8 protein-coding genes are annotated in these 11,830 nt (G+C 59.3%); 6 read left to right on the top strand and 2 right to left on the bottom strand.

Features of this window, described 5'->3' with window-relative positions; translation table 11 throughout:
• The 3 genes from AC33YF_RS06925 to AC33YF_RS06915 all read left to right on the top strand — a co-directional run.
• Window positions 1–2,319, top strand: a 2,319-nt coding sequence (locus AC33YF_RS06925) for a valine--tRNA ligase (protein ID WP_491776468.1), incomplete at its 5' end; no start/stop codon positions are given.
• Window positions 2,320–2,641: 322 nt separating this feature from the next.
• Window positions 2,642–4,366: a dihydroxy-acid dehydratase gene (gene ilvD / locus AC33YF_RS06920; protein ID WP_491776467.1), complete on the top strand. Its 1,725-nt coding sequence runs from the start codon at window positions 2,642–2,644 to the stop codon at window positions 4,364–4,366.
• Window positions 4,353–5,339, top strand: coding sequence for a tetratricopeptide repeat protein (locus AC33YF_RS06915; protein WP_491776466.1), 987 nt, complete (start codon window positions 4,353–4,355; stop codon window positions 5,337–5,339). Before ilvD ends, AC33YF_RS06915 begins: the two co-directional genes overlap by 14 nt.
• Window positions 5,340–5,376: 37 nt before the next feature.
• On the opposite strand, the gene xth is transcribed toward AC33YF_RS06915, so the two are convergent.
• Window positions 5,377–6,159: an exodeoxyribonuclease III gene (xth, locus tag AC33YF_RS06910; protein WP_491776465.1), complete on the bottom strand. Its 783-nt coding sequence runs from the start codon at window positions 6,157–6,159 to the stop codon at window positions 5,377–5,379.
• Between the two features lie 67 nt (window positions 6,160–6,226).
• Window positions 6,227–6,559 carry an iron-sulfur cluster insertion protein ErpA gene (gene erpA / locus AC33YF_RS06905; RefSeq protein WP_491776464.1) on the bottom strand — a complete coding sequence of 111 codons (333 nt, stop codon included), beginning with the start codon at window positions 6,557–6,559 and terminating at the stop codon, window positions 6,227–6,229.
• A 125-nt stretch (window positions 6,560–6,684) separates the two neighbouring features.
• Between erpA and AC33YF_RS06900 the strand changes: the two genes are divergently transcribed.
• The 3 genes from AC33YF_RS06900 to AC33YF_RS06890 all read left to right on the top strand — a co-directional run bounded on the left by AC33YF_RS06900 (window position 6,685) and on the right by AC33YF_RS06890 (window position 11,784).
• Entirely contained in the window at window positions 6,685–7,857 is a 1,173-nt protein-coding gene (locus AC33YF_RS06900; RefSeq protein ID WP_491776472.1) for a deoxyguanosinetriphosphate triphosphohydrolase, read from the top strand.
• A 29-nt stretch (window positions 7,858–7,886) separates the two neighbouring features.
• On the top strand, window positions 7,887–9,644 hold the full coding sequence (gene argS / locus AC33YF_RS06895; protein WP_491776463.1) for an arginine--tRNA ligase: 1,758 nt from the start codon (window positions 7,887–7,889) through the stop codon (window positions 9,642–9,644).
• Window positions 9,645–9,936: 292 nt separating this feature from the next.
• On the top strand, window positions 9,937–11,784 hold the full coding sequence (locus AC33YF_RS06890) for an SPOR domain-containing protein (protein ID WP_491776462.1): 1,848 nt from the start codon (window positions 9,937–9,939) through the stop codon (window positions 11,782–11,784).
• Window positions 11,785–11,830 lie beyond the last annotated feature (46 nt).

Here is an 11,830-nt window from a genome sequence, read left to right as displayed (position 1 = left end):
GACTGGTCGCGCCAGCGGTTCACCATGGACGAGGGGCTGTCAAAAGCTGTTCGTAAGGTCTTCGTGGAGCTCTATACCGCCGGCTTGATCTACAAGGACAAGCGCTTGGTGAATTGGGATCCGCAACTTCTAACCGCGATCTCCGATCTTGAAGTCGAGCAAGTCGAAACGAAGGGGCACTTGTGGCATCTGCGCTATCCGCTTGAAGGAGTGTCCTTCAATCCGGACGACCCCAACACATTCATCGTCGTCGCGACCACTCGTCCAGAGACGATGTTGGGTGACACCGCAGTTGCAGTTCATCCGGACGACGAACGCTACAAGCACCTCGTCGGTAAGAATGTCATTCTGCCCATCGTCGGAAGGCGGATTCCAATCGTCGCAGACGAGTACTCGGACCCGGAGAAGGGCTCCGGCGCTGTGAAGATCACGCCGGCGCATGATTTCAATGACTTTGAGGTGGGCAAGCGCCATGGCCTGCCAATGATCAACGTCCTGAGCAGGGACGCGCGTTTGGATATTGGGCCGGAAACGGACTTCATGCATGGCGTTGAGATGACGCCAGCACTCGAAGACAAGATCCTCGAATGGAACGGCGTCTTCAGATTTGCCGCGCGAACCATGATCGTCGAGTGCATGGAGGACAACGGCTATCTCGAAGAGACCGAGCCGTATCTTCACACAGTGCCGCAAGGCGACCGGTCGGGCGCGGTTATCGAGCCCTACTTGACGGATCAGTGGTATGTCGACGCCGCGACGCTCGCAAAGCCGGCCATCGAAGCCGTTCGTAGAGGTCGGACGAACTTCGCGCCGAAAAACTGGGAGTCGACGTATTTCCACTGGATGGAGAACATCCAGCCCTGGTGCATCTCGCGTCAGCTCTGGTGGGGGCACCAAATCCCGGCTTGGTATGGCCCCGACGGCAAAGTCTTCGTTGCGGAAGACGAGTCGGCTGCCATAGCTTTGGCAAAAGCGCACTACGGAAAAGAAGAGACACTCACGCGCGACGACGACGTACTCGACACGTGGTTCTCCTCGGCGCTGTGGCCGTTCACCACACTCGGTTGGCCAGATAAGACCCCCGAGCTTGCGCGTTACTATCCGACCGACGTACTAGTCACCGGCTTCGACATCATCTTCTTCTGGATCGCGCGAATGATGATGATGGGCTTGCATTTCATGGATGAGGTTCCGTTCCGCGACATCTACATCCACGCCCTGGTCCGTGATGGGAAGGGTCAGAAGATGTCGAAGTCGAAGGGCAACGTCATCGATCCCATCGAACTAATTGATGCCTATGGCGCTGACGCGCTGCGTTTCACGCTGGCTGCGATGGCCGCACAAGGGCGAGACATCAAACTGTCCAGCGGGCGTGTTGAGGGGTATCGCAATTTTGCGACCAAGCTTTGGAATGCCTCTCGCTTCGCGATGATGAATGACTGTATCCCGGTCGAAGGGTTCGATCCCAAGGAGGCCAAAACAACGCTTAATCGTTGGATCGCTGGCGAGCTGGAGCGGGCGGTCTCTGCTGTTACGGAAGCGCTCGAAGGGTTCCGTTTCAACGAAGCCGCCGGAGCCGTCTACCACTTCATTTGGCACATCTATTGCGACTGGTATCTCGAACTCATAAAGCCAGTTTTCGTCGGCGATGACGAGGCGGCAAAAGCCGAAACGCGGGCCATGGCGGCCTATGTCCTCGATAAGGCGCTCCAGTTGCTGCACCCTTTCATGCCTTTCGTCACCGAAGAGCTTTGGGAAAAGCGTGCGCCTGAGGGAACGCCCCGCGAGACCCTCTTAATACTCTCGCCGTGGCCAACGCATCAGGGGCTACAAGATGCTGCTGCTGACGATGAGATCGGCTGGGTTATTCGGCTCGTGACGGACGTACGATCTGTTCGCGCCGAAATGAATGTGCCTGCGGGAAGAAAAGTACCGCTCGTAATTGCCGGGGCCACGGATAGGACCAGGGAACGGGTGGCCGCTCATCTCGAGACTGTTTCAAGGCTCGCCCGGATTGAAAGCATTGACTTCGCCGAAACGCCGCCCGCGGGTTCGGTCCAGATTGTTCTCGACGAGGCAACGATCGCTCTGCCGCTTCAGGGTGTGATCGACATTGACGCCGAAGCTGACCGGCTCAAGCGTGAGATCGATAAAGTCGGAGCCGAAATAACGCAGATTGACGCCAAGCTCGCCAACGACAAGTTTGTGTCACGCGCGCCACAGCACGTGGTCGAAGAGCAACGCGAACGCAAGGCAGACGCGGAGGCCATGGCGACCAAACTGGCGCAGGCTCTCAAGCGGCTAGAAGCGGCTCTGTAAAGTCAAATCCCTTGGTCTAGATAGATGCCGTCAGTTGTGCGGTCACCGAAATGCGAGGCCGTTTTCGGGCCTGCATTGGTGGCTGGTTTGGTCCCAAAAGTCGAATATCTCCAGCTGTAACTGAAATACAACAGACGGAAGACGAGACGCCTCGTTTGCGCCATAAAACTCTGTGAAATCACACAAAGTACAGAGGATCATCGGTCTTTTTAGGCACTCGCAAATATAATGCGAGAGGGGGCAGACCAGGGAGCAACTAGCCGGTGCGCTAGGCCGAAACGGAAAACCGTCGGGGCTGCCGCAGTCGGTTGGTAGTCAGTACATGGACGCAAAGACGTTCGACAAATCGAACCTGCCGAGTAGGCATGTGACGGAGGGGCCTTCGCGGGCTCCGCATCGCTCTTACTATTACGCGATGGGCCTGACGCGCGGCCAAATTCATCAGCCTTTCGTTGGTGTGGCCACGTGTTGGAATGAGGCTGCGCCCTGCAACATTGCGCTGATGCGTCAGGCGCAAGCCGTCAAGCAAGGCGTCGCGGCCAAGGAAGGGACACCTCGCGAGTTCTGCACCATTACAGTCACAGACGGCATTGCGATGGGACACCAGGGCATGAAGTCCTCGCTGCCGTCCCGAGAAGTTATCGCCGATAGCGTCGAGCTGACCATGCGCGGCCACAGTTACGATGCGCTTGTGGGGCTAGCCGGCTGCGATAAGTCACTGCCGGGCATGATGATGGCCATGTGCCGCCTCAATGTTCCCTCGATCTTTATTTACGGCGGCTCGATTCTTCCCGGGACTTTTCGTGGTCGCCCTGTGACAGTTCAAGATTTGTTTGAAGCCGTCGGGCAGGTCTCAGTCGGCAATATGTCGCTCGAGGATCTAGACGAATTGGAACAGGTCGCATGCCCTTCGGCAGGGGCCTGTGGCGCGCAGTTCACCGCGAACACAATGGCAACTGTGTCCGAAGCCATTGGTCTTGCTTTGCCCTATTCGGCGGGCGCGCCCGCTCCTTACGAGATCCGAGACCGGTTTTGTATGGCCGCCGGCGAGAAGATTATGGACCTTCTCGCACTCAATCTCCGTCCAAGGGACATAGTGACCAGGCAGTCTTTGGAGAATGCGGCGGCGGTGGTCGCGGCATCTGGCGGATCGACGAATGCTGCACTGCATCTGCCGGCCATAGCGCACGAGTGCGGGATCGAATTCGACTTGTTCGATGTTGCCGAGATATTCAAGAAAACGCCCTATATCGCGGATTTGAAGCCTGGTGGGCGCTATGTCGCTAAGGACCTCTTCGAAGCCGGCGGTGTACCGCTGCTGATGAAGACACTCCTCGATCACGGGCACCTTCACGGAGACTGCGTCACCGTCACGGGTCGGACGATCGCTGAGAATCTTTCCAAGGTCGAATGGAACCAAGACCAGGACGTTGTGCGTTCTGCTGACGACCCGATCACGCCAACAGGTGGCGTGGTGGGTCTCAGAGGATCGCTGGCGCCCGATGGCGCGATCGTCAAGGTCGCAGGTTTGGAGAACTTGAAGTTCCGCGGGCCAGCGCGCTGCTTCAATAGCGAGGAAGAGGCATTTTCGGCCGTGAGCGCGAGAGAGTACAAAGAAGGCGAAGTCATCATCATACGGTATGAGGGCCCCAAGGGCGGTCCGGGTATGCGTGAGATGTTGTCGACCACCGCTGCTATTTACGGGCAGGGGATGGGCGACAAGGTTGCGTTGATCACTGACGGCCGTTTTTCTGGCGCCACACGCGGCTTCTGCATTGGTCATGTGGGACCAGAGGCGGCGATCTGCGGTCCGATTGCACTGGTGCGAGATGGCGACATGATTACGCTCGATGCAATTGACGGCCGGATTGACCTCGAGGTCGACGAGGACGAACTCGCTGAACGCGCAAAGGATTGGACGCCACCAACGCCCAGTTTTGAAAGCGGGTGTATCTGGAAATACGCGCAGCAAGTTGGTGCAGCGCGCGAGGGTGCTGTAACCCATCCCGGCGCCGCTGCCGAACGGAGCTGCTATGCGGATATTTAGCGTCTGCCAAATCGGCGCTGCATTTGCGGCGGTCATCGTGCTAACGTCGGCTGGCGTGGGCAGCGCTGATACGCCGCCGTCCTACAAGTCCGCTACAGAAGCCTATCGGCAGGGCATGACGGCAATAAATGCTGGGCAGACAGACTCTGCACTTCCCGCGTTGGAATACGCAGCGGCTCACGGTGTGCTCGGCGCGCAGCTGAAACTGGCGCGCCTCTACACCAAAGACGGCGCCGTTCCCGAGAACTCCTCCAAGGCGTTCCGCTACTATCAACGTATCGCTGATCAGTTCGCGGACGTTCCGGCGTCCAGCCCAATTGCTCGCTACGTTGGAGAGGCTTTTTGCGCGCTGGGACAATACTATGTCGATGGCATTGCCGAATTGCCGCTGCGGGCGGATCCAGCATACGGCTCTAGGCTCCTACGGCATGCCGGCACCTATTTTGGCGACGCTGAAGCCCAGTATCGCCTTGGACGGCTCTATCTGACAGGCACTGGCGTTGTTAAGAGCCGAACGATCGCAGCGAACTGGCTTACGATGGCCGCCCGCAAGCAACATCCCGGTGCTCAGGCCGTGCTCGGTGAGATGCTTTGGACCGGCGAAGGCGTCGGCAAGAGACGAGCGCAAGGTCTCGCGCTGCTGATGTTGGCAAATCAAAACACTCGCAAGGACGGCGTCGACTCAGGATGGATTTCCGAGAGCTACGACAGGACGATTGCAATCGCTGACCGCATCACTGTCGAGCAAGCCAAGGCGCTACTGCCTCGATTGAGCGATGGAGGTAAGGCAGCTGCGGCTGTCACTATTCCGACGGTGCCTACGACGACCCGCGCCGTCCCAGCTGCGCAGGAACCTTCCTTGTCCGTGAGCAGTAAGCCGCGTCTTGGACCTGTGGACCTTGCTCCGCCGCCCAAGATGGGACTGTCGGTGGGCTTTGGCAGCACCGAGGCAGGTGTAGGCGGGGTGCAGTAGCGGGCCCCCACGACGACGTGACGTTCTTCTCGGCGCGTTAGACCGCAAGCTCCATGACAACAGGCACATGATCCGATGGCTTCTCCCAGCCACGCGGTTCAGCATCGATGTCGCATGAAACCAGCATATCAGCGGCCTGCGGCGACAGCAGCAGATGGTCTATTCTGATGCCGTGGTTCTTCTGCCAGGCGCCGGCTTGATAGTCCCAAAAAGTGAACTGATGCGGCTCGTCGTGGCAGGCGCGGAACGCATCGGTCAATCCGAGATTAAGTAAGCTCTGAAATCGAGCACGCGTCTCCGGCAGGAACAGCGCGTCACTCAGCCAAGCTTTGGGGTCGTAGACGTCTTCTGGGGTCGGGATGACGTTGTAGTCACCCGCCACGACGAAGGGCTCCTCATAGGTCATGAGCTCTTCCACGCGGAGCTTTAGTCGTTCCATCCAGGAGAGCTTGTAGGGGTACTTCTCGGAGTCTACCGGATTGCCATTGGGCAAGTAGATATTCACGACCCGCACGACCCCAGACGGAACAGACACCACGCCCTCCATGTAGCGTGCCTGTAGGTCGTCCGGGTCTCCCGGGAGACCGCGGACAACCTCGTCGAAGGGCAGTTTCGACAAAAGGGCGACACCATTGAAGCCCTTCTGGCCATGGACGGCGACGTTGTAGCCAAGCTCTTCGAAGACTTCTGAAGGAAAACCTTCGTCGATGCTCTTGATCTCTTGAAAACAGGCGATATCGGGAGAAGCCGATCTGAGCCAGGTTTTGACGGTTTCAAGGCGGGCCTTGATGCCGTTTATGTTCCACGTCGCGATTCTCATGCACCCACATAGCCATGGCCGGCTGCTGGGGGCAACTGGATGGATGCTCGGATGAATGACGCCTTGGCTAGATCGAAAAGCTTGTGCCGCAGCCGCAAGAAGCCGTCGCGTTGGGATTGCTTATCTTGAACTGAGCGCCGATCAACTCGTCGACAAAGTCGATCTCCGAACCCACCATGAACGGGATCGAGGTGGGGTCTACGGCAACCGTTGCTCCGTCGCGCTCTATGAGCAAGTCGTCCGGGGCGGCGCTCTCAATCAATTCAAAGCGATACTGGAACCCCGAGCAGCCGCCGCCGTCGACGCTCACGCGGAATAATTCCGCGTTTTCATCTGCGCCAACGAGTTCCACGATGCGCTTGGCCGCGCTCGGGCTAATGGTGATAGACGGTTCGCTCATCTTCGGTTAGCCAATCCTTATTGGTTAAATGATGGGATTGGCTAAAGCCATTGTCAATCGACAAGCCAGGAGATAGGGCCGCTCGGGAACTCGGAGCCGTACCCAGCGGCACACACTCGGATCCGCTGCCGTACGGCACGCTTGCGCCCTACGCCCAAGATGTTCGTTCGAGCCGAGGACGATGGCTTCCCGAAGAAGTCGATCCCCTCCGTAGACCCTATGCGCGCGATCGCGACCGGATATTGCATTCGACGGCTTTCCGCCGCTTGAATTACAAGACGCAAGTTTTCATTTTTCATGAAGGCGATCACTACCGCTCTCGCCTCACCCATAGTCTGGAGGTCTCTCAGATTGCGCGCAGCATTGCGCGGGCACTTCGGGTCGACGAGGACTTGACCGAAGCAGTTGCGTTGGCCCACGACCTTGGTCATCCCCCATTTGGTCACGCCGGTGAACGTGCGCTCGATGCTGCCGTCGCTGACGCGGGCGGTTTCGACCACAACGCGCAGTCATTGCGCGTTGTGACGAAGCTCGAACAGACCTACGGCGGATTCGATGGGCTCAACCTGACTTGGGAGACGCTCGAAGGCCTCGTCAAACATAACGGTCCACTACGCGCCGAAGTGGCGCCAATCCCCGAGCCGATTCTCGACTACTGCGCAATGCACGACCTCGAGCTCGACACCTATTCTTCGATCGAAGCCCAGATTGCTGCTCTTGCGGATGACATCGCGTACTATGCACACGACATTGACGACGGCTACCGCGCAGGTTGTTTTTCGTTTTCCGAGCTTGCCGACATTCCGTTGGCGGCGCGTTTTCTTGATGAACTGGATAGTGCCTATTCACTGCTTGAGCCCGCGCGACGTCTGTACGAACTGAGGAGGCGCCTGATTACGACCATGGTCAAAGATTTGGTCGGCGAAACGGAGCGGCGCATTTCGGTCCTGCCATTGCAGAGCGTGGAGGGGGTGCGCGGCGCCAAACGGCCAACTGTGTTGTTCTCGAAGTCGATGAGCACTGAACTGATACAGCTCCGGGGTTTCTTGTTCGATCGGGTCTATCGCCATCCCCGGGTCATGCGCATCATGGGCGGCGCAGAGGATATCGTGGTCGAGCTGTTTGACCGCTACACGCGCGACCCGAGCGCTTTGCCGCCCGAGTGGAGAGAGGCGGTACGCGGGGAAGATGCGCGCGCGTCAGCCCGTCACGTAGCCGACTTCATTGCCGGGCAAACAGATCGTTACGCCATTGCCGAACACCGCCGTTTGTTTGACGCGACACCGGATTTGCGATAGGCGCTCGCCACACTTCTTCCGGAGAATTTATGGACGTCTTTTCTGGGTTTCACGGCCACGTTTTGGCAGCCGTTCAGCAACTGAAACACGACGGTGTCGTGCCTAAGGACGCGAGTGTCCAGGGAATCTCTTTGGGAGCTCCCAAGGATGCCGGTCACGGGGATCTTGCTACCAATGCCGCCATGGTGCTTGCAAAGCCTGCGAAGCTTCCGCCGCGGGCGCTAGCGGAACGCATTGTGCCGTTGCTCTCTTCTGATCCTTTCGTCGAGACTGTCGAGATCGCGGGGCCTGGCTTCATCAATCTGACGCTGAAGCAGAGTTTCTGGCCCAGCGTATGCCGAATGGTGCTTGAGCAGGGCGACGCGTTCGGCAGAAGTGCCATCGGCAAGGGCGATGCGATTAACGTTGAGTACGTGTCAGCGAACCCGACTGGCCCTATGCATGTCGGGCACTGCAGAGGCGCCGTGTTTGGTGATGCCTTAGCCAATCTTCTGGCTTTTGCCGGTCACGAAGTGACCCGGGAGTACTATGTGAACGATGCCGGCGCACAGGTCGATGTGCTCGCTCGTTCAGCATTCTTGCGCTACCGCGAAGCGCTCGGAGAAGACATTGGCGAGATTCCCGAAGGGCTATACCCCGGCGATTATTTGAAGCCGGTAGGCCAGAACCTAGCAAGTAACCATGGTCGCGATCTCCTTGAGATGACTGAAGCCGAATGGCTGCCGCTCGTGCGGAGTGCTGCGTTAAAGGCGATGCTCGGCATGATTGAGAACGACTTGGCCCAACTCGACATTCGGCACGACGTCTTCTTCTCCGAGCGCTCGATGATCGACGGCGAGGATGAAGTCGCCGAGACGATCGCCGATCTCAAATCGAAGGGGCTGGTCTATGAGGGACGTCTGCCGCCGCCCAAGGGAAAGTTAGACGAGGACTGGGAGGACCGGGTCCAGCTTCTGTTTCGGTCAACCGAATTTGGAGACGACCAAGACCGGCCCTTGGTCAAGGCCGACGGGACTTACACCTACTTCGCCGCCGATATCGCCTACCACTACGACAAGTTCAGACGCGGTTTTCGGTCGATGATTGATGTCTGGGGCGCGGACCACAGCGGACATATCAAGCGGATGTCCGCCGCACTTCAGGCCCTGACCGACGGCCTGGCCCAGCTGGACGTCAAAATCTGTCAGCTCGTTCGCTTATTTCGCGCGGGAGAACCGGTGAAGATGTCCAAGCGCGCCGGAACATTCGTGACTTTGAGAGACGTTGTGGATGAGGTCGGGGCCGGCCCGGTCCGGTTTATGATGCTCTACCGGAAAAACGATGCCCCGCTTGATTTTGACTTCGCCAAGGTCACGGAGCAGTCACGCGACAACCCCGTATTCTATGTCCAATATGCCCACGCTCGAGCCAGCTCGGTCCAGCGAAATGCCGCCGAAGCGTTTCGGCACCTTGTGCTGGACCGGGAACACCTGGCTACGGCAGACCTCGATCGCCTGGAAGACGAAAGCGAGCTGGCGCTGATGCGCCGTCTGGCGCAGTTCCCGCGTCTGGTCGAGGCAGCTGCTGAAGCACACGAGCCGCATAGGATCGCGTTTTATCTTTACGATCTTGCTGGAGACTTCCATGGTCTATGGAACCGAGGCAAAGACTTGCCACAATTACGTTTTATTCACCAAAACGACCTAGAGTTAACACGTGCGCGTGTTGCGCTTGTTGTTGCCACACAGCAAGTGTTGGCCTCGGGATTGGGGATCCTCGGCGTTCGCGCGGTGCACGAATTGCATTGATTGAGCCCGAGTGTGCGAGATGGTTCGGGGGTGGTAACCATATCCACCAAAGAGGGTGGGTTCGGACGTTAAATTGCCGGACTTTCTGTATTCTATTATTGCTATGCCAAGAGCTGATTTTGCCGCTGGCTAAACGCTACAAATAAGTCTGGTGTTCCGCCGTGGGGGGACAGACCAGACAAACACCGGAAAGAGTGAGGTACCTTCTATGGTTCAAGGAGCCGGCCGGCCAGGTCAGCCAAATTCCGGACAGCCGTCTATTTTCGGAAACACCGGCCCGTCATTTGCGCAGATGCCGTCCTTCACACCGGTAACGCGCGGCGCCCCACAAACTGGAGCGCCCGGTCAGCCCGCTGCTCCGCAGCCAACGCCTAGTGCCTTTAACCCGCAGCCTCAGACTTATGCCGATCCAGCGGTTCAACCTCCGCAACCATCGGCCTTTCCGGGCGTTCAACCGCCCCCAGCTCAACCGCAGCCTCAAACGCAGCCTCAGGCTTACGCAGCATCAACGGCTCCGGAGCCGGCGCCAGCGAGTGGAGACATTCCAGACCTCGGCGCCGCTGATCCGGGTTTCCCAGACTCGATTTTCGGCGATGTGAACCTTACCGCTGCCCCTGAACAGCCGGCCACGCCCCTTGTGGAGGAGTCCCTTGCAGACGCAGGTACGCCGCAGGCCGATGCCTCGTTTCCCGATCTCACCACCCCGGACCTAACAGCGCCGACCGCTGCGCCGGCACAGGCGCCAGCGCCTGCGGCGACGGCCTATCAATCGGCGCCGACCGCTTTCGACGCGCTCCCGAGTGCCGCTGACGTCTTCCGGTCAGAGACGCCTATCATGCCGCAACCTGAGGCGTATGCGCCCCAGCAACCCGGCACATTTCCGGCGCAGCACCAAGAGTCTCCAGCGACGCAGCAGCCTGAGGCATACGCGACGCAGCAGCCCGAGGCATACGCGACGCAGCAGCCCGAGGCATACGCGACGCATCAGCCCGAGGCATACGCGGCGCAAGCACCTGAAGCGTACGCGGCTCAGCCCATGCCAGGCGCTGAAGACCCGACCATGTACGCGCAACCTGGCGTGCAACAGGGCGTGCCGTACGGTCATGTTCCGCCAGCAAACCCTGCCCAGCAGTTGCAGACTGTTGACCCGAACTATGGGCAGCCGCCGGAGATTGCGCTTGTTGATCCCCGCGCGAACATGCAGGGAGCACCGCAGGATTTTCTCGACGCTAGCGGTGATGCCGATTTCGTGGACGCAAGTGCCGCCGCGGACGCAGGCCTTAAGTCCAAGGTCATGGGCACGCTCAAAGGTCGGAGCGCCGTAATGATAGCAAGCGCACTTTTGGGCGCGATTGCGCTCGGTGGCGCGCTCGCATACGCCTACAAGCAGAGCGGTGGCGTCATTGGCAGCGGTGACGCGCCGGTGGTTACGGCAGACGCCTCGCCTGTGAAAGCCGCGCCGGATTCACCGGGTGGCAAAGAATTCCCGCACAAGAACAAACTGATCTATGACCGCCTGACCAATGGGGCGACGCCCGAGTCCGAGCGTTTGGTGCCGCGGCAAGAGGATGTAGCCGTCCCGGCGCTGCCGCCTGCGGGAGCCACTGCCGGTTTGCCGGCTGCTGTCGCAACGGCTGGCCCAGCCGCAGCTGAGGGAGGTCCCCGTAAGGTTAGGACAATGGTGGTGAATCCCGACGGCTCGGTAGAGGCGCCCGCAGCAGCTGCGGCTGCCGCTACTGCCGCAACGGCCGCCGCAGCGCAAGCGAACGGTGCGATCGCCCAAGCAAATGGCGCAATGGCGCAGCCGAACATGATGCCGTTGCCCGCCAATCAGCAGCCTGCAGCCGCACCTCAGCAGGTCGCTGCTGCAGCGCCAGCTACTGCGACCTCCTCATATGTGGTTCAGCTCGGCTCCAGCAAGAGCCAGACCGATGCGCTGGCGAACTTCGCCGACGCGCAGCAAAAATACCCGAGCCTCCTCAGCAGCTACCAGCCCCTCGTTCGCAAGACCGATCTTGGGCCCAAGGGAACCTGGTACCGGCTGCAGGTTGGTCCCATGGCCGACAAGGACGCCGCATACCGCCTTTGCGGTCAGCTGAAGTCCAAGGGTCATAGCGATTGCCTGGTGATGGCGCAGTAGGACACGAAGAGACCGCTTGACCGCGACCTGTGCTGGGGCTAGCCCC

This window comes from Methyloceanibacter sp. (assembly GCF_058506495.1).
This window is presented reverse-complemented; position numbering and strand designations above follow the sequence as displayed.

Bases quoted from the DNA above. Each gene is read 5' to 3' on its own strand.
- ilvD (WP_491776467.1), top strand. From the start codon at position 2,642: ATGGACGCAAAGACGTTCGACAAATCGAACCTGCCGAGTAGGCATGTG.
- argS (WP_491776463.1), top strand. From the start codon at position 7,887: ATGGACGTCTTTTCTGGGTTTCACGGCCACGTTTTGGCAGCCGTTCAG.
- AC33YF_RS06890 (WP_491776462.1), top strand. From the start codon at position 9,937: ATGCCGTCCTTCACACCGGTAACGCGCGGCGCCCCACAAACTGGAGCG.
- erpA (WP_491776464.1), bottom strand. From the start codon at position 6,559: ATGAGCGAACCGTCTATCACCATTAGCCCGAGCGCGGCCAAGCGCATC.
- AC33YF_RS06915 (WP_491776466.1), top strand. From the start codon at position 4,353: ATGCGGATATTTAGCGTCTGCCAAATCGGCGCTGCATTTGCGGCGGTC.
- xth (WP_491776465.1), bottom strand. From the start codon at position 6,159: ATGAGAATCGCGACGTGGAACATAAACGGCATCAAGGCCCGCCTTGAA.